We start from the raw sequence: 19,206 nt of genomic DNA, 5'->3' as shown, positions 1-19,206 counted from the left end.
GAAAGGAGGGCCATTTATGAAAAAAGTATTGGAAATCAATCATTGTAATAAAAGCTTCGGCGATAACGAAGTTTTAAAAGATATCTCCCTTTCCGTATCCGAAGGGCAGGTGGTATCCATCATTGGGCCTTCCGGTTCCGGTAAATCCACTTTGCTGCGTTGTGCCACCATGCTGGAAACCATGGACGGCGGCGACCTGATCTATCTGGGCGATTATGCAGCCAAGGCAGATGCGGAAGGCAAGGCCATCTACGGCGACAAGGAAACATTGAAGGATGTAAAGAAGCATTTTGGCCTGGTGTTCCAGAATTTCAATCTGTTTCCCCATTATTCTGTTATGAAAAATATCACAGAACCTCCCATCCTTATTGGCAAACGCCCCAAAGAGGAAGTGTATGCCGAAGCAAGAGAATTGCTGAAAAAGATGGGTCTGTCCGATAAAGAAAATGCGTACCCCTGCGAGCTTTCCGGCGGTCAGCAGCAGCGTGTATCCATTGCCCGTGCGCTGGCGATGAAACCCGAAATTCTGTTCTTTGATGAACCTACTTCTGCGCTGGACCCTGAACTGACAGGCGAAATCCTGAAAGTTATCAAAGACCTGGCGGCAGAACATATGACAATGGTAATCGTTACCCACGAAATGTCCTTTGCCCGCGATGTATCCAACCATATCATCTTCATGGATGGCGGTGTTATCGTGGAAGAGGGCGACCCTCAGCAGATCATCAACAACCCTCAGCAGGAACGTACCAAAGCATTCCTGAGCCGTTTCCAGCAGTAAGGAAGTGGTCGGATGGAACTGAAGTTCATCAAAACAAGCCCTACGGAAAATATGACTTTGCTCATTGAAACCCCTGTGCCCAGAGAGAAGCATCTGGAAATTGCGGAGAAGCTGATCGCTTACGGCAGCGTTTATGCGGAGCAGGCAGGCTATATCGAAGAGCCGGAAAACCCTGCGGCAGAAAAACGCCTGCAGATGATGGCAGGGGAATTCTGCGGGAATGCGTCCCTTTCTCTTGCGGCAGTGCTGGCGGCGAAAAAAGGTCTCAACATGGGTGAGGAAACAGAAATCATTCTGGAAGTTTCCGGGGCGGACAGCCTTGTTCGCTGTCAATTGAAAAAAGAAGAAAAAGGCTTTTTCGGCAGAGTGGCCATGCCCCTGCCCAAGGCTATCGAAAATAGAAACTTTATGCTGGATGGCGAAACACTGGAATTGACAACAGTCGTTTTCGAAGGTATCACCCATATCATCGTCCCTGTGTCCCTTTGGGGCGAAGATGGCGTGGCGAAAGCGGAACAGGCGGCAAAGGAATGGGCAGGCGAAATGCCCGCAGCCTTTGGCATCCTGCTTTTCGATGAAGAAAACGGCACACTGAAACCGCTGGTTTCCGTGGAAAATGTCAGCCTTATCTGGGAACGTGGCTGCGGCAGCGGCACTTCTGCAATCGGTGCATATCTGGCGGCGAAGGAGGGGAAATCCGTTTCCATTCGCTTGAAACAGCCTGGCGGTATCATGGGCGTGGAAGTTTCCTATGTAAATGGAAAAATCGAATCTCTTCATATCACGGGGAATGTTTCCATCGTGGCAGAAGGAACAGCTTATTTATAAGTAAAAAAACAGACGGGAAAACCCGTCTGTTCTTTTTTTATGCGATAGAGAAAGAAACGTCGTCCAGATTCAGGGACTGATTGCCGTTTGCCGTCACGCGGAATTCAATTCGTGCGTTGGTGGCATCATTGGGCGCCTGAGCGGTGATGAAGCGATAGTATGCGAAGTTGCGGTTATCCGTAGGGATATCCTGGGCACGAATGAGGATACATGTGCCGTCAGAGGTCATACTATCATTATTGGAGAAGGTCACGCAGGCTTCCAGCTGTACCTGGGCGCCGTTGCCCTTTGCGAAGAAGCCCAGTTCGAAGTAGCAGCCGCCTTCGATGGAAACATTCTGCCAAAGAACTGCACCATCATAGAGCAAAGCGGAGTAGTTGCCGGAGTGGACATTGCCCTGGTCATCGTCGGGTTCTACCAGGTCTACGTCGTTGATATTCCAGCCGACAGGTACGCCGTCATTATTGAAGACTTCCATGCCACCGTTGATGGCCTGTTCTCCTCTGGAATTGCATTTGCAGCAGCAAACGCCGGTGGGGCCGGTTACCCCTGTGGCCCCTGTGGCCCCTGTTGCGCCGGTTCTGCCTGTTGCGCCGGTAGCACCAGTTCTGCCGGTTGCCCCAGTCGCACCAGTTGCGCCAGTCGCGCCAGTTGCGCCGTTCATGCCGTCGCGGCCTGTTGCACCAGTAGCACCTGTCTGGCCGGTTGCCCCTGTTGCACCGGTTCTGCCCGTTGCGCCGGTCGCACCGGTAGCCCCTGTGGAGGCATTCTTTTATACACAACTAAGATAATCTTTGTGGCACAGGATATTTTTGGAAAAGACTAAATCTATAATCACACAAAAGGCACTAGATAACTATTGGTTATATAGTGCTTTTTATATTAATAAAAGGATTATTATATAAAGTGTTTTAATAGATTGTCATAACTGGAGGTTCTGATAAAACGATTAGGAAGGATTTTTGCCTTTGGTTTGACTATTATACAAGGATAAAAATGAACCCATAATACCTGTATAAGCAGCTATAATATTTACAAATTCCGAAATATAATAGTTATCTATTTTATAGAGATATTTTGCCAATAGACAAGCCGTTGGAGCAATAATTATAGCGGCACAAATTGCTCTGCTGATAATATAGTTATGGGGCTTATTTGACTTGAGGGGAAGCTGGGAAACCATAATTATTATGGATGTAATGAAAACAAGGGCATCTAAGAAGGCGGTGAATTTATAAAGAGAATGTTGGCTAGGCCATGTTAGACGAACTTGAAGTAAGATGTAAAATAAACTTGCTAAAAGAATTAAATAATACTTTTTTAGATATTGAAGTGTTTTTTTATCCATGAGAAAAAGCTCCTTTTAAAGTGTTTTTATTAAAATAATATAGATATAAGCATGATTTTTCAATAGAGTAAAAGATTATTTGAAAATTTGATTTGTCTTTAGGAGATAACATAGATAAGTATATTGGTTCTTTGAGAGTAAAAGAAGTATAGAAAGGTAGGTGAAAGTTAAATGGCATGCATTGTATTTGATTACCATTATGGTTTAGAAGCAGAACAGTATGCCTTTTATCGCATACCCAAGGTTTTGATGAGAGATCCTGTTTTCAAAAGACTTTCGTTAGAAGCGAAATTCTTGTATGGAATGATGATAGATAGGTTAGTTTTGTCTGCCAAGAATGGATGGAAGGATGAAGCAGGAAGAATCTATATTTATTTTACGATAGAAGATATTTGTGAAAATCTTACTTGTGGGAAGGACAAGGCTGTAAAAGCATTAAAAGAGTTGGAGAAAGACGCTGGCCTAATCGAGAGAAAAAAACAAGGGCAGGGAAAACCGACTATGATTTTTGTAAAAAATTTTACAAGAGTGTTGGAAGAAGGAGAAAATATTGTCATTCCAGACTTTGGAAAAGTCGAAGCCAAGAATACGGAAAGTCAGAAGTCAAGAGTTCGGAAAATCAGAAGTCTGGAATACGATAAATCAGAAGTCAAGAATACGGAAAATAAGGATTCTAGTTTTCTGGAAAATAGAAGTCTAGAGTTCGGAAAAACCGAAGGGAATAATACTGAGAATATAAAGACTGACTCAAGTAAAATAAATCTATCTATCCATCAATCAGAAAAAGGAATGATGGATGTGATTGAAGGATACAGGCAGCAAGTGAAAGAAAGAATTTCTTATGATTATTTGAAGCAGTTGTATCCGTATAATACAGAGTTGGGAGAGATTATAGAATTGATTGTGGAAGTTCTTTGTACGCAGGAAGCGTTTATGAAAATTGGACGGAAGCAGCTTTATACATCTTTGGTACAGGATCGGATGAATCAGTTGGACTACACCCATATTGAATACATACTGGAATGTATGAAAGAATCACCATCAAACATCAGAAATATCAAAGCCTATTTACTAGAATCTCTTTTCAATGCTCCGGTGACGATAGGTAATTATTACAAAGCAAAAGTAAATCATGATTTTCATGGAAGTGGTTAAGTAACAGAACGAAGGAGGTTCTGTTTTTTTATTGCAAGAAAGAGGAGAGTGCTGTAAATGAAAACGATAGCGATTGCAAACCAGAAGGGCGGCGTCGGCAAAACAACAACGACAGTTAATCTTGGCATAGGCCTTGCCCGGCAGGGAAACAAGGTGCTCCTGATTGACTGTGATGCTCAGGGAAGCCTGACAGAAAGTTTGGGTTTTGTTCCTGCGGATGAGATTTCAATTACACTTTCGGATGTGTTCAGTAAAGTGATTTCTGATGAACCGATTGATCCTGCATTTGGGATTCTGCACCATGAAGAAAAGATTGACCTGATGCCGTCAAATATAGAACTTTCTGGTGTAGAGGTAACACTAGTAAATATGATGAGTAGGGAACTGGTGTTACGCCAGTATATCAATCAGGTGAAAGAAAATTATGATTATGTGCTGATTGATTGTATGCCGTCATTAGGGATGCTGACGATCAATGCCTTAGCTGCGGCAGACAGTGTTATCATTCCAGTTGAAGCACAATACTTGCCTACCAGAGGCTTGCAGCAACTTATAAAGACTATTGGTAAAGTAAAACGTCAGATCAATCCAAATCTTCAAATTGACGGTATTCTGATGACAATGGTGGATAACCGAACAAATTTCTGTAAGGAAATCGCCTCGTTGATCCGAGAAAGTTATGGGAAAAATATTTCTGTATTTACCAACCAGATTCCGGCGTCGATCAGAGTAGCAGAAGCAAGTGTATTGGGAAAAAGCATTTATGAATATGACAAAAATGGCAATGCTGCTTTAGCCTATGAAAGATTTACGAAGGAGGTGTTAGGCAATGAAAAGTCCCGCAAAAGAAATAAAAATGACCTCATACGATGATTTGTTTAACATGGGTTCACAGTCTGTGGAAGAAAGTGTGGATAAAATCGTATATCTTCCTCTTGTGGAACTGCATACACCCAGAAATCACCCCTTCAAAGTGAATGATGATGCAGCAATGCAGGAAATGACAGAAAGTGTCAAGCAGAGTGGTGTATTATCTCCTGGTATCGTAAGACCATTGGAAAATGGCGGATATGAACTGCTGGCTGGAAATCGCCGAAAAAGAGCATCTGAACTGGCAGGATTAGAACAGATGCCGATTATCATAAAAAATCTGACGGATGATGAAGCTATTATTCTGATGGTGGATTCTAACTTGCAAAGAGAAGAACTGTTACCCAGTGAAAAGGCTTTTGCATATAAACTGAAACTGGATGCTATGAAAAGGCAGGGAGAACGCTCAGATTTAACTTCTTCGCCATTGGCGAAGAAGTTGTCGGCAGAGAGTTTAGGTGAACAGCTTGGAGAAAGCAAGGATCAAATTTATCGCTATATCCGTCTGACAGAACTTACCCCTGACCTTCTGGAACTGGTCGATGAAAAGAAAATCTCTTTTCGTCCTGCGGTAGAATTATCCTATCTGACGAAAGAAGAACAGCGGATTTTGTATGATGTGATTGATACGGATGAGGTATTCCCTTCCATCAAACAGGCACAGGATTTACGGCATTACAGCAAAGAGGGGCGTTTCAATGCAGATATTGTGACGGTTATTCTAAATCAGGAAAAGCCCTTAGAACATAAAATCACACTGGATGGAAATTGGGTACGAAAAAGGTTTCCAAAAACTATGACACCACAGCAGATCAAAGACCGCATCAACAAGGCATTGGATTTGTTGGAGAAAACAGAAAGACTAAAGCAGCAGAGAGAAGCAAGATGACCGCTAAGATAGCGGCTTTTTTATTTGGAGGGAAATATGAAACGGAATGAGATACCGTTGTTCTGTTTTACAACATTGCAGGAAACTGGAGAACTGGTTTTGGTGAAGCAATATGAAAAGGGCTATTTCAAAACAGATTATGATGTTGGAAACAGAAGAAAAAATATGGAAATGGCAGATTTCCTCAATCGAAAGTATAGTATTACGCCAGCGCAGAAAGAAGCATTGCTTTGTGGTTCTTTATTTGGTTGGCATCATGCCGCAGCTGATCCGCAGGAATATTATGATAAAGCAGTATTGGAAAAGACCGAAATGATAAGTGGTCATATCAAAGACCCTGTAATGAGTGTCATGTATCCTGTAAAAGGAAAGCTATACCAATACTACGTTGCAGGAAAGGAAATGCACTATCTGGATTTATCCGCATTATCTGCAGGTTATATGGGAAAAGATGCAACCTATGTGATGATACCAGATTTAATTCAGGGGATTCCTTTGATGCCAGTTCGGGTCAAAATGGCTCATAATGGGAGCCATGTATTGGAATTGGAAAACGGAAGTTTTTCCAGTGAGAAGGAAGTCAACCAGTCCTATTCCATCATCGCCAGAGTACAGGTGAGAGATGTGGAATACGTTATGGCAGAGAATGAAAAAGCTCCCTCACGCTATGTTACTTGGGAGCGTACCCCTGTCAATGATAAGGATGGAGAAAAGAATTATTACTGGGGAAACTATTCTGATTCTCGTGAAAGTATAATTTCGATTTTTAAGGAGCGTGCCCAAAGTAAATTTCAGTTTCAGCGGAAATTAAAGCAAAACAGAAATAGAAAGCAGGAAGAAAAGGAACGGTGATGTGAATGAGCAATTTCAATCCTCAAATCATAAAAGGTGTCTTAGCATTTCCGAATGAGGAAGGAAATCGGGAAATTCGGTTTATCGATGCTAAATACAATACATATTTTTCTGTGCCGGATGGAGCCAATATTATTTTGACCACTTTTGAAGGAGAACGACAGATTTTGCCCTGTGAATACATAGATGACTATCATGCACAGATTGGAAATGCGGTTTATCATATCTGCCAGTTTGCAGAGAATATGGAACAGGCAGGAGCGATATATGCACCAGAGCATCCCAGAGAAGGGGATAAAGTAGACACCTATGAAATTTATCAGATCAAAAATCTGGAACTGACACCCTATGCTTTTCGTTCCTACGATTCAGCGAAGAAATATTTTCAGGCATCAGATTATCAGAAGGTATATCAGGCGATGCTTTCTCCGGAGGCAGACCTGGCAGGGCTGTTTATCAAGCATAACAGGGATGAAAGACCTTTTGGAAGAAAGATGCACTCTTTGTCTGTCAGTGATGTGGTGGTTTTGAACTGGAATGGCGAGAAAAAAGCATTTTACATTGATGATTTTGGGTTCAAAGAAGTTCCAAAGTTTTTGGGAACAGAGAAGAAGAAAAAAGTGAACATAGAAAAAGAAAGAGGATAAGGAGGGATATGTTTGGCATCGAAACTGAAAGACATTATCCCTTTGATGGAACGGTCAACCAAGAATCTGACAACCAATCCTCAGAATTGGACAGCATTTCTCAGAACGGCGGGGAATAACTACAAATATTCTTTCCATGACCAGGTGCTGATCTATGCCCAGCGTCCAAATGCTACAGCCTGCGCTCCCATTGATATGTGGAACAAGCGATTCAAAAGATGGATCATTAGAGGTTCCAAAGGGATTGCTTTGATTGATGATACAAAGGAAAAACTGTGTTTGCGGTATGTATTCGATATGGCGGATACATTCAGCCATTACGGAAACGAGGTTCACTTGTGGCAGATACAGCAGCATTTTCAGGAAAGCGTTGCAGAAACATTGACGAATAGTTTTGGTATGGTAGATGGAAGTGATATTCCATCTATTTTGCTTTCTACGGCGAAAAATGCTGCGGATGATCATTTTACAGATTATCTGGAAAATCTGATGGATGTGAAAGAGCATAGCTTTCTGGAAGATCTGGATGGATTGAGCGTACAGGTCGCCTTTCGTCAGATGTTGGAGAGTTCCATTGGATATATGCTGCTAACCCGTTGTGGCTATGATGCTTCAGAATATCTGAACCATGATGATTTCATGCAGATTTTCAACTTCAACACAGTGGAAACCATTACCGTTCTTGGAACTGCATCCAGTGATATTTCTGAAATGGTATTGAGAGAAATCGAAAGCACTGTAAAAGGAATGCTGCGGGAAGAAAAAAGAACTGGCAAAAAATTTGCAGAAAATGAAATCACCAGAGATAATGAAGTTGAAAGAGTAGAAGAAAAGATTGATATAGAAAGGGGCGTCGAGTATGGACATCACTTACAGACAGATGGGCGATTACCAGCTGCCGGAACTGACACTGACAGCAGATCAGCCGAACATCGGGAAATACGGACGGATGCGGAAAGCATATCTGAAGAACCACAAGAAAGCATATTACTCAACACTGATCCTGACAGGAAAACTGATGGAACATCTGGCGGAAATCGAACAGACAGTCCAGAGGCAGATGGAAGAACTGACGAAACAGATGGCCCAGAAAGCAGGACTGACCGAAGAAATGAAAGCCAAGGATCAGATGAAATGGGTAGGAATGATGAACAATATCCGTCAGGCCGCAGAGGAGCAGACCCTCAACGACCTGATTTACAGCTAACTCCTTCTCTAAAGGGCGGTAATGAAGAAAAAACATTACCGCCCTTCCTCAATGAAGAATTACTGAACGAACTGTTTTGCAATGAGCAGCATCTGAAGGTAAAACGCAGCGATGTGATCCAGTATTTCAGAGAACATACGGATATGGATCAGCGGGCGGAATATATGAAAGGTATTTATGGCGATGCCTATACAGAACTGCTTGTACTGGATGGACGGCGAGTAGGTTATAAAAAAGAAGAAAAGGGACTTCTGACTTGGAAGGGCAGTTATCTGTCCAGAGAGGAAGAGTCCTTTTTTTCTTGGGGCATCGTACAGGAATATGTAGCGAATCTGATTGAAAGGAATCTGTATTTCCCGGCACAGCCCTTGCCAGTGCTGAAACCAGTGGTAGAGCAGATGTCCTTATTCGGTGTGGAAACGGAGGAACAGGCGAAGCAAGTGAAAGAACCTCCGAACCCTGCATTTACTCTTTCTCAGCAAGTGATCGACGAAGTTCTGACCAGCGGCAGCAATAAGCGAGACACTAGACTTCGTATTTGTGCGTGGTTTCAGAAAAATAAAGGCCTGGAAAGAGATGTAGCATTTCTGCGGGAAGAATTCGGGAATGACGGCAAAGGCTTTATCATTGGTGAAGAAAAAGTAACTGCCAGATATGATTTTGACGGCATCCATATTGCAAGAGGGAACAGTGTGGAGCGTTCCCAAACATCGCTTTTGATCACATGGAAACAGGTGGCTACCCGTATTCGGGAATTGCTGACGATTGGGCAGTTTATGCCGCAGGAAGAATTGAATCAGGTCAGAGATTGGGAACTGAGGGATGTGGCAGTCAATGTAAATTATCTTTACCGTGAAGAACTGCGGAATGTTCCTGCACAATACAAAATGATCGAAACACAGGGTATGAGTTTTGAGCAGTTCGTGAATGAAACAATCGAGAAACTGAAAGATGATGAATGGGTAGAAAGCCTTGCGGAAAATATCAGCGAAGCAGGAATGCTGATGCAGAATTATCCTCCGCCTTTTCGCATTATCCATGATCCGGAGGATGTTCATGAAAAGGTGTTGGATTTGTTATATATACCTGAACCGTTCAAAGCGAATGAAGCCTTTACTTTCGGTGAAGAAAAGAAATTTATTTCTGACGATGAGATTGACGCACTGCTGATCCGCAGAGGCAGTGGTATCGAAAATGGGAAATATCGCATCTATACATTTTTCTCTAATCCGCATACGGAAAAAGAAAAGGCAGAATTTTTGAAAGAAGAATTTGGTACTGGTGGCATGGCGTCTATGGGGGATAATGTAGACCATGGCAGTAAGGGTTTTGAATATAGCCGTGGAACTATCGGACGCCCCTATGATAAGGTCAAGTTATCTTGGACACAGGTGGCAAGGAGAATCGAAAAACTGATCGAAGAAAATCGCTACATGAGCCAGTCTGAATTGGACTATTATCCCGAATATGAAAAAAGGGTATTAGCCAGAAAGGTAACTTCGTTTTTTGATAGAGTACCGGAAGGCACTCCCAGACCATTTCCTAAAGGAACGTATTGGAATGATTCTATTGACATCATTCGTACAATTCTGGACGATCAGGAACAGGTGCAGAAGCTGATTTCTGATATGACTGCGGTACTGGATAATATTGCTGACTTTGATAAGGGTTATGGGAGGAAGAAAGAAATCCTTGAAGAACTGATTTCCTATGACAATGGCACTTATGCGTTGATTGGTACCAGAAACGAAAGTCCATATCCTGTTCAGGAAGAAAAAGAAGAAGTGCAGGAAGAAGAAATTTCTTTGCCTGAAATCACTGTTCCAAAGAAGGAAGAAAAAGTTGAACAACAGCCGGAAGGTGAGAAATTAAACTTCTGTATTACCAGTGATAACTTGGGTGTTGGAAGCGATAGAGAAAAATGCAGAAATAATATCGAAGCCATCCGTACCCTGCGTCAGATTGAACAGGAAAATCGCTTTGCCACACCAGAGGAACAGGAACTCCTTTCCAAGTATGTTGGCTGGGGAGGTTTGCCACAGGTGTTTGAAGAAAACAATTCTTCCTGGGCAAATGAGTACCGGGAACTGCAGGGGCTTTTGACACCAGACGAATATGTTTCTGCCAGAGGTTCTGTACTGAATGCCCATTATACTTCTCCTGTTGTGATCCGTGCCATGTATCAGGCAATCGAAAACATGGGTTTTCGCCGAGGGAATATTCTGGAGCCTGCCTGCGGTACAGGCAACTTCTTTGGTATGCTGCCTGAGAGTATGCAGGAAAGCAACCTGTACGGTGTGGAACTGGACAGCATTACAGGCAGAATTGCAAAACAACTTTATCAGAAAAACAACATTGCTGTTTGTGGATTTGAAGAAACAAATCTCCCAGACAGCTTTTTTGATGTGGCGGTGGGGAATGTCCCTTTTGGTAGTTATAAAGTACCGGATAGAAAATACGATAAGCATAACTTTCTCATCCATGATTATTTCTTTGCTAAGACCATCGATAAGGTGCGTCCTGGGGGCGTGATTGCCTTTGTAACGAGTAAAGGTACCATGGACAAGAAGAACTCCTCTGTGCGTAAGTACATCGCTCAGAGAGCCGATTTGTTGGGTGCAATCAGATTGCCAAATACAGCATTTCAGGCAAATGCTGGTACAGAGGTAACGGCAGATATTCTTTTCCTTCAGAAACGTGATCGTATCATCGACATAGAGCCTGATTGGGTGCATCTGGGGCAAAATGAAAACGACATTCCCATGAACCAGTATTTCCTTGACCATCCTGAAATGGTACTGGGGGAAATGGCATATCACGAAGGACTGTATGGCGGGGAAAAGGTTACAACTTGTAACCCTTTCCCTGATGCTGGCTTGGGAGAGCAGCTGACAGAAGCCATTACCCATATCCACGGCGAAGTCAATGAATATGAGTTTGATGAGATTCTGGATGAGGAGCAAGACCAGTCCATCCCTGCAGATCCGACCATCCGTAACTTCAGTTACGCATTGGTGGACGGCGAGATTTATTTTCGTGAGAACAGCCGTATGTATCCTGCTAATGTTTCGGCAACAGCAGAAAGCCGTATCCGAGGGATGATCGGCATCCGTGATAGTGTCAGAAGGCTGATTGAATATCAGACAGAGGAATATCCGGATAAGGATATTTTGGAAGAACAAAAGACACTGAATGATCTGTACGATGCTTTCTCCAAGCAGTATGGGTTGCTGAACAGCCGTGGCAATAACATGGCTTTTTCGCAAGACAGCAGTTATCCCTTGCTTTGCTCTCTGGAAATTCTGGATGAACAGGGAAATCTGAAACGGAAGGCGGATATGTTTTCCAAACGTACCATCAAACCCAACGTAAAGGTGGAGAGGGTAGATACCGCCAGCGAAGCCTTGGCAGTATCCCTTGCAGAACGGGCCTGTGTGGATATGGGGCTTATGTCCAGTCTGACAGGAAGGGATGAGGAAACATTATTCTCTGAATTGACAGGCGTTGTATTCCGAGATTATGGCGGTTTTTCTAAAGATGTATATACCTATCGCACAGCCGATGATTTCCTTTCTGGAAATGTACGTCAGAAACTGAAGAAATATCAGCAGATGGAAGAACTGTTTTCGGCAGATGCAACGCTGGTAGATGTGCTAAAAGGGAATGTTGAAGCATTACAGCAGGTACAGCCAGAAGATTTGAAAGCCAGTGAGATCAGCGTAAGACTGGGTTCCACTTGGCTGCCTGCGGATGTGGCGCAGCAGTTTACTTATGAATTGTTGGATACGCCTTATTATGTCAGACCAAAGATCAAGGTTTTGTATTCCAGGCATACGGGCGAGTGGAATGTGACGGCGAAAAGTTATGACCGAGGGAATGTCAAAAGCGAAAACACCTATGGTACAAAACGGATCAATGCCTACAAAATCATCGAAGATACTCTGAACCAGAGGGATGTCCGTATTTTTGATAAACTTGTTGATGCTGACGGGAACGAAAGGCGCATTCTGAACAAAAAAGAAACCGCCATTGCCCAGAGCAAACAGGAACTCATCAAGCAGGCGTTCAAAGATTGGGTATGGAAAGATGTCGACAGGAGGGAACAATTGGTGACGCTGTATAACGAGCGTTTCAATTCTATTCGCCCCCGTGAGTATGACGGCAGTCATATCCGGTTCTCCGGTATCAACCCTGAAATCACCCTGAGAAAACATCAGATCAATGCTATCGCCCACATTATGTACGGTGGAAATACATTACTTGCCCATGAAGTAGGAGCAGGCAAAACCTTTGAGATGGTAGCCGCAGCCATGGAGAGCAAGCGATTGGGACTGTGTGCGAAAACTTTGGTAGTCGTGCCAAATCATATCACAGAACAGTTCGGTGCAGAATGGCTGCAATTATATCCTGCGGCAAATATCCTTGTTGCAACGAAGAAGGATTTTGAAACAAAAAATCGTAGAAAATTCTGCGGCAGGATTGCCACAGGGGAGTATGATGCAGTCATCATCGGGCATAGTCAGTTGGAGAAAATTCCTGTCAGCGTAGAACGACAGCAGCATATTTTGGAAAGTCAGATTTCAGAAATTATTGAAGGTATCAGAGAAGCAAAGGCGGCAAAAAGCGAAAACTATACTATCAAGCAGATGGAGAAAACAAGAAAATCTTTGGAAGTGAAGCTGAAGAAACTGAATGACCAGAGCAAAAAGGATAACATTGTTACTTTTGAAGAATTGGGCGTTGACCGTCTGATGGTGGATGAAGCACATTATTTCAAAAATCGTGCGAAACGTTGTGCATAAGTCATGGCTGACAACTATGATGAAACGCACCATACGATTGCACTTGATATATCAAGGAAAAATTGTAGAGAACTCAAATCTTGAATTTAGAGGTGAAAATCCTCTGCCGTACAGAATCAATGTCGAAAGGGAGTTATTATCCCACAGCGGTCAGTCGAACCGTAGACAGTACGAGAGCTAATACTCCACTGTGCTCCATCTATCTGTAAATAGAAGGAGTGCAAAGCGTGGTGAAGTCGTAACCTGAAAACCTAAACCGAAAGGCATGGATAATAATGGTGCGGGCTTCCGAAACCTATGGCTACCCGTTAGGGAAAGCTATGCAGCATCGTAAGAGTATGCGGCATCTGAAAGGATGAAAATTGGAGAAAGTGTGTGTAGCTGGTTTTTCTGCATACACCCTATGAAATGAAATATTTATATGGAACTACACAGCAACTGTGATTCAAAGTGTAGTTAGATTCTCCCGGTGTAAGGTAGCAGCCTAAGGGTTTCAATGGTCTATTGACCAATAAGGATAAAGATTTGGGAACGTTTGAGAGCCTGTATTTGGAGTGTTGCAGTACGATGAAGAATACAGGAAGTCAGCCGTGCCATAGTAGTCCGCGATTGGGTAACTCCAATCACACGGAGTTGAAATACTCCTCGGCGAAGGGCACGAGTCAGATTGATTTGTAAATTTCACAAAAATAAAATCGAATAACTCCCTGAAAGATGGGTGACGAACTGAGAGGTGAAAGCCTTTTGCATTTAAACGTCAGATTTTCATCAGAAGCAGAACTGAAGCAATTCCAAGACTTTCTTTATGAAAAGTCAGGTCAGGGTGCTTCATTTACTGGATTGCTGGAAGCAATGAATAATGAAATAACCATTGTGACAGCTATTCATAACATCAAGTCCAATAAGGGCAGTAAAACTGCTGGTGTGGATATGATTAAGATGGATAGATACTTACAAATGCCAAAAGAAGAACTATTACAGTTGATTCAATCTAATTTTCATTGCTATAAACCGAAACCAGCCCGAAGAAAATACATTAAAAAGGCAAATGGTAAAATGCGTCCTCTGGGAATCCCTACTGTACTAGACAGGATTATACAGGAATGTATGCGACTAATTCTGGAACCTATATGCGAAGCAAGGTTTTACCCGCATAGTTATGGGTTTCGACCATATCGAGCGCAGAAACATGCAATCAGAGATATTGTAAATGTTATCAATGCTAGCGTGAAATCTAAAGACCAGCCAGTATGGGCGGTAGAAGGAGATATTAAAGGTTGTTTCGATAACATCAATCATCGTCTGCTGTTGAAGAAACTCTGGAGAATTGGTATTCATGACAAGAGAGTTCTGAAAATTATTAGTCAAATGCTAAAAGCGGGATATATTGACCAAGATTTGTACTATACAACGATAATGGGTACACCGCAAGGAGGTATTTTATCTCCGTTATTATCAAATGTGTACCTAAATGACTTTGATTGGTACATTGGACGCTGTTATGTTGAGCCGCATCGCCGATGCAAACATAAAGGTAATGATACCCGACGGTTGAAATGGTCTGGTATTACCCCAAAATATAACTTCCGTTATGCGGATGATTGGGTAATACTAACAGCAACAGAAAAAGAGGCATATCGATTAAAGAATGAATTAACGAAGTATTTCAAATATCGCATGAAGTTGGAATTGTCACAGGAAAAGACTTATGTAACTGATTTGAGAAAAGACGGAATACATTTCCTCGGCTATATTGTTAAAGCTGAACGAAAGCGGAAAACGCCTAATCCTTCAACATGGAACGAGTATTTAGTTGGAAAGCCATTTCCTGATATGGAAAGATTAACAAAGAAAATCCATAATCTCCAAGAAGAAATTAGAAAAATAGAATGGTATTCCCAGCTAAACAGAAAGGCTGCACAAATTCAATATGTAAATTCTATTATTATGGGACTGGCACAATATTTACAACCATCTATTTGTTCCCATGCATATCGTGCAATAGACCGCCGAGTAAACAACACGGCTTTAGCAGTATGGAAGAACATGTATCCGAAACAATATAATCAGATGCAAATTCCCTTAAAGGAACTATGTAATTTGCCCCATAGACACGCAGGATATGACAGTAAAACTTTTGCTATAGAAATTGAAGGGAAATGGTTTGGTATTACATATGCTTTTATTACGCAAAGTAAATATGAAAGCAAACCATTTGATCAGAGAATGACACCCTATACAGCAGAAGGACGAAAACGATACGTGAACTATAGAAGTAAGCATAAGCCGTTACCCTGTGATAGACCTTCTATCAACACACCAGAAGACATTGCTCTTTCTGCATATGCCAAAGGAATGGGATGGAAAGCGAATTTTGAATACTTTATGAATCGGGAGTATGCCTATAACAGGGACAAAGGAAAATGTAGGTGCTGTGGAAAGTATTTTTCGGAATTAGTTCCAAAGCACTGTCATCATGTCGACAATAAACTTCCTATCGAAAGAATCAACAAAGTGCAAAATTTGGCATGGCTATGTGCATCATGTCATCGTATGGTACACAATAGCCCAATACCACCCGAATTGGATACAAAGACGGTGGCTAAAATTCAAAAATATAGAGAAAAATTAAAACCGTGAAATTTACATGTACGCTGTATTTGTGAGAATACAGATGTATCGAAATCAAAAGAAAGTACATCAATCTGATGGAACGCCGTGTGCGCTGAAAGGTGCATGCACGGTGTGAGGTGGGGGAAAACTTGGCGATTATCTCAAAGAGTTACCTATCACCATTCTTTTGCTACACAAAAATGAGCAATGTAGCTGGGGTTGCAACGACGGAAGCGAAGAAGTCCACGGACATGTTCAATAAATGCCAGTACCTGGATGAGATCACCGGCGGCAGAGGCGTTACTTTTGCTACCGGCACACCGCTGAGCAATAGTATGACCGAGCTTTATACCAATATGCGGTATCTGCAGTATGATACCCTGATTAGTATGGGTCTGGGACACTTTGACAGCTGGGCTTCAACCTTTGGCGAGACCAGAACCGTTGTTGAACTGGCACCAGAAGGTACCGGGTATCAGGCAAAGACCCGTTTTTCTCGGTTCTATAACCTGCCTGAACTGATTTCCCTGTTCAAGGAATGTGCCGATATCCAGACTGCGGAAATGCTCGACCTGCCTCGGCCTAAACCGGAATATGTTGATGTACTGCTGAAGCCCAGTGACCTGCAGCGGGAGCTGGTTCTGGAACTAGGTGAACGCGCCGAAAAGATCCGTAACGGATGTGTGGACTCCTCTTCCGATAATATGCTGAAGGTGACAAACGACGGCAGAAAATTAGCCCTCGACCAGCGATTGATTGATGATGCATACTTTGAGAACGAACATTCTAAGGTCAACTCCTGTGTAACAAATGCACTGCAGTTATGGAACGAAACAAAGACCCAGCGCGGGGCACAGCTGATCTTCTGCGACTTGTCTACGCCAAAGAATAAAGGTATGTTCAATGTTTACGATGATATCCGCAGCAAACTGATCGCTGCGGGAGTACCGGAAGACGAGATCGCCTTTATCCATGACGCGAATACCGATATCAAAAAATCGAAGTTATTCGCCAAGGTACGCATGGGCCGAGTACGGTTCCTGCTGGGTTCCACAGCAAAAATGGGCGCAGGGACCAATGTACAGAACAGATTGGTTGCACTGCATCATTTGGACGTTCCCTGGAGGCCTTCTGATATCGAGCAACGCGAAGGTAGAATCCTGCGTCAGGGGAACATGAACGATTCCGTAAAGATTTTCCGTTATATCACGGAGAATACTTTTGACAGCTACAGCTGGCAGATCATCGAGAATAAACAGCGGTTCATCAGCCAGATCATGACCGATAAATCCCCTGTTCGTTCTGCAGAAGATATTGATGAAGCGACTCTGAACTACGCAGAAGTCAAAGCTTTGGCAACCGGTAATCCATTGATCAAAGAAAAGATGGATCTGGATGTGCAGGTCGCTCGTTTGAAACTGCTGAAAGGTAACTTCACTAGCCAGAAATACCGTCTGGAGGACGATATTTCCTTTAACTTCCCGAACCAGATCAGGAGATTGGAAAATCTGATCGAGGGATATAAAGCCGATGTGGCACTGTATGAAGAGCACAAGGCTGGGTCTGCTGAAAAATTCAGTATCAAGCTTGGGAAAAATACCTTCGATAACAGGAATGAAGCGGGTACCATCATTCGCGAATACTGTATGACTGCAAAACAAAAGAAACTGGATCTGACTGAACCGGTAGCGATCGGTGAATTCATGGGCTTTAAACTTCTAGTCACAGAAGACTTCTACACCTATAAAATGGTGCTGAAAGGTGCCCTCTCCCATGCTACTGAGATCAAGAGCAATCCTGTCGGTGATATGATCCGACTGGAACATTCTCTGGGTGATATGTATACATATCTCTCCAATGCTGAAAAGAACCTGGTATATTATCAGGAACAGCTGGAGAATGCGAAGGTTGAAGTTCAGAAGCCATTCCAGAAAGAAGAAGAACTGAAAGAAAAACAGGCCAGACTGATCGAGCTGAATGCTTTACTGAACATCACTGATGCAGATAAAGCGCCGGCTATGGTTAGCTGAGTCCAAACAAAAGAAGTAATTTATCAATTGGCGAGGGAGTTCTTTCCCCTCGCCATTTTTTGAAAGAACAAAAAAACAGCCCTTTCGGGCTGCTTTTCATAAAAAAGAAAAAAAAGAATTTTGTTGTGTTTTCATAAGAGGAGTGGTTCCTCAAATGATTTACGAACTATATGATTATTATATAGTACCAAATTTGTGATTTCAACAAATCGGTCATTTTATTTTTGCAGTTATTAAAAAAACAGCCATATTATGCAATCCTTGACAGAATCACCGAAAGCATTGATAATGAACAATGATGATAATGTAATGCCACAGTCATTATTCATCTTTCCAAATCCAAAGAAAACCCATCATCAACGATGGGTTTTCTTTTTTTGCAAAAAAATAACTACCCAAAACTAAGCATTCGAGTAGTTATTTTTGATTTTTGTTATGTAACAGTCGCATCATCATTAGTATTGCTTCTCTTTGTTCTAATGTAAGCGCCGCCCAGTGATCAAAAACTTCTTGAAGATCCGGCGTCAGCTCGGTCATTTCACACTCAGCAAAGAATTGTGACAATGTAATGCCAAAACCAGTGCAGATTTTTTCTAATGTGGTAATAGATGGGATGGAATTCCTTCGAAAAATGCTTGTGAAGGTAGGTTGCGGCAAGCCACAGTTTTTAGCCAGCCGATATTCGCTCCATCCACGTTCATCCATCAACTGGCGTATTTTCAGATTTACATCCATGTACTCACCCCTCCTTCTTTCCTATATTTTACTGGTAATTAATATTGAATTATAGTAAACAGAGGCACTATATATTATATTGCATTTGCATGGTATCAGCGTATATGCTACACTTGAAAAAATGCTTCATAGGAGGGATGCAGCTATGACTGAAGCCGAAAAAAGATTACACAGATGTTGTTTTACCGGGCATCGTCCTGAAAAACTCGATCATTCTGAATCAGTCGTAAAAGAAGCTCTGGAAAAGGAGATCCTGAAAGCAATTTCTGATGGATTAAACGTATTCATCACCGGTATGGCTCGTGGCGTGGATTATGAAAAGTAAAATATTATGCGAAGTGAATCACCAAAACCACTGCAGCAATGGAGATATATGAAAAATCACTTCGCATAATAAAGTCACCGTAAGGATTTATTGAAGCTATCTAGCCATTCGAGCAGAGCGGAAT

Annotated in this window: 12 protein-coding genes and 2 pseudogenes; 11 read left to right on the top strand and 3 right to left on the bottom strand. The window is 42.4% G+C overall.

All coding sequences use genetic code 11. The features are described from left to right. Positions 1–16: 16 nt before the first annotated feature. Both IJ369_RS01260 and IJ369_RS01255 read left to right on the top strand, forming a co-directional pair. Entirely contained in the window at positions 17–781 is a 765-nt protein-coding gene (locus IJ369_RS01260; RefSeq protein ID WP_290715080.1) for an amino acid ABC transporter ATP-binding protein, read from the top strand. Positions 782–793: 12 nt separating this feature from the next. Next, positions 794–1,609 (top strand): hypothetical protein, encoded by an 816-nt coding sequence (locus IJ369_RS01255; protein ID WP_290715078.1) that lies wholly within the window; start codon positions 794–796, stop codon positions 1,607–1,609. Between the two features lie 37 nt (positions 1,610–1,646). Here IJ369_RS01255 and IJ369_RS01250 read toward each other — a convergent pair whose 3' ends face one another. Beyond that, complete coding sequence (locus IJ369_RS01250; RefSeq protein ID WP_290715076.1) at positions 1,647–2,273, bottom strand: hypothetical protein; 627 nt, start codon at positions 2,271–2,273, stop codon at positions 1,647–1,649. 285 nt (positions 2,274–2,558) lie between these two features. Next, entirely contained in the window at positions 2,559–2,957 is a 399-nt protein-coding gene (locus IJ369_RS01245) for a hypothetical protein (RefSeq protein WP_290715073.1), read from the bottom strand. A 171-nt stretch (positions 2,958–3,128) separates the two neighbouring features. Between IJ369_RS01245 and IJ369_RS01240 the strand changes: the two genes are divergently transcribed. From IJ369_RS01240 to IJ369_RS01200, 8 genes and pseudogenes are all read left to right on the top strand, one after another. Beyond that, complete coding sequence (locus IJ369_RS01240) at positions 3,129–4,112, top strand: DUF6017 domain-containing protein (RefSeq protein ID WP_290715070.1); 984 nt, start codon at positions 3,129–3,131, stop codon at positions 4,110–4,112. Positions 4,113–4,169: 57 nt separating this feature from the next. Further along, positions 4,170–4,985: a ParA family protein gene (locus IJ369_RS01235; protein WP_290715069.1), complete on the top strand. Its 816-nt coding sequence runs from the start codon at positions 4,170–4,172 to the stop codon at positions 4,983–4,985. Further along, positions 4,942–5,871 carry a ParB/RepB/Spo0J family partition protein gene (locus IJ369_RS01230; RefSeq protein WP_290715065.1) on the top strand — a complete coding sequence of 310 codons (930 nt, stop codon included), beginning with the start codon at positions 4,942–4,944 and terminating at the stop codon, positions 5,869–5,871. The genes IJ369_RS01235 and IJ369_RS01230 overlap by 44 nt, the downstream gene beginning before the upstream one ends. A 36-nt stretch (positions 5,872–5,907) precedes the next feature. Beyond that, positions 5,908–6,723: a hypothetical protein gene (locus tag IJ369_RS01225; protein WP_290715062.1), complete on the top strand. Its 816-nt coding sequence runs from the start codon at positions 5,908–5,910 to the stop codon at positions 6,721–6,723. A gap of 137 nt (positions 6,724–6,860) precedes the next feature. Beyond that, positions 6,861–7,370 (top strand): YodL domain-containing protein, encoded by a 510-nt coding sequence (locus IJ369_RS01220; RefSeq protein WP_290715060.1) that lies wholly within the window; start codon positions 6,861–6,863, stop codon positions 7,368–7,370. 3,015 nt (positions 7,371–10,385) lie between these two features. Further along, positions 10,386–13,358, top strand: a pseudogene (locus IJ369_RS10860) (helicase); the annotation flags it as partial. A 735-nt stretch (positions 13,359–14,093) separates the two neighbouring features. Further along, positions 14,094–16,019, top strand: coding sequence for a group II intron reverse transcriptase/maturase (gene ltrA / locus IJ369_RS01205; RefSeq protein WP_290715058.1), 1,926 nt, complete (start codon positions 14,094–14,096; stop codon positions 16,017–16,019). 116 nt (positions 16,020–16,135) lie between these two features. After that, positions 16,136–18,022, top strand: a pseudogene (locus IJ369_RS01200) (helicase-related protein); the annotation flags it as partial. Between the two features lie 417 nt (positions 18,023–18,439). Here IJ369_RS01200 and IJ369_RS01195 read toward each other — a convergent pair. Next, positions 18,440–18,757 (bottom strand): helix-turn-helix domain-containing protein, encoded by a 318-nt coding sequence (locus IJ369_RS01195; RefSeq protein ID WP_290715056.1) that lies wholly within the window; start codon positions 18,755–18,757, stop codon positions 18,440–18,442. Between the two features lie 145 nt (positions 18,758–18,902). Between IJ369_RS01195 and IJ369_RS01190 the strand changes: the two genes are divergently transcribed. Continuing rightward, positions 18,903–19,082, top strand: coding sequence for a hypothetical protein (locus IJ369_RS01190; protein ID WP_290715054.1), 180 nt, complete (start codon positions 18,903–18,905; stop codon positions 19,080–19,082). Positions 19,083–19,206 lie beyond the last annotated feature (124 nt).

Origin of the sequence: Anaerotignum sp. (assembly GCF_017483025.1) — a bacterium.
Classification (GTDB): Bacteria; Bacillota; Clostridia; order Lachnospirales; family Anaerotignaceae; genus Anaerotignum_A.
The sequence above is the reverse complement of the archived record's forward strand: the minus strand, read 5'-3'. Positions and strand labels throughout refer to the sequence as shown.

Excerpts from the sequence above, each read along its gene's own strand:
- IJ369_RS01190 (WP_290715054.1), top strand. The coding sequence starts at position 18,903 with ATGACTGAAGCCGAAAAAAGATTACACAGATGTTGTTTTACCGGGCAT.
- IJ369_RS01230 (WP_290715065.1), top strand. The coding sequence starts at position 4,942 with ATGAAAAGTCCCGCAAAAGAAATAAAAATGACCTCATACGATGATTTG.
- IJ369_RS01250 (WP_290715076.1), bottom strand. The coding sequence starts at position 2,273 with ATGAACGGCGCAACTGGCGCGACTGGCGCAACTGGTGCGACTGGGGCA.
- IJ369_RS01255 (WP_290715078.1), top strand. The coding sequence starts at position 794 with ATGGAACTGAAGTTCATCAAAACAAGCCCTACGGAAAATATGACTTTG.
- ltrA (WP_290715058.1), top strand. The coding sequence starts at position 14,094 with ATGGGTGACGAACTGAGAGGTGAAAGCCTTTTGCATTTAAACGTCAGA.
- IJ369_RS01240 (WP_290715070.1), top strand. The coding sequence starts at position 3,129 with ATGGCATGCATTGTATTTGATTACCATTATGGTTTAGAAGCAGAACAG.
- IJ369_RS01245 (WP_290715073.1), bottom strand. The coding sequence starts at position 2,957 with ATGGATAAAAAAACACTTCAATATCTAAAAAAGTATTATTTAATTCTT.
- IJ369_RS01225 (WP_290715062.1), top strand. The coding sequence starts at position 5,908 with ATGAAACGGAATGAGATACCGTTGTTCTGTTTTACAACATTGCAGGAA.
- IJ369_RS01260 (WP_290715080.1), top strand. The coding sequence starts at position 17 with ATGAAAAAAGTATTGGAAATCAATCATTGTAATAAAAGCTTCGGCGAT.
- IJ369_RS01235 (WP_290715069.1), top strand. The coding sequence starts at position 4,170 with ATGAAAACGATAGCGATTGCAAACCAGAAGGGCGGCGTCGGCAAAACA.
- IJ369_RS01195 (WP_290715056.1), bottom strand. The coding sequence starts at position 18,757 with ATGGATGTAAATCTGAAAATACGCCAGTTGATGGATGAACGTGGATGG.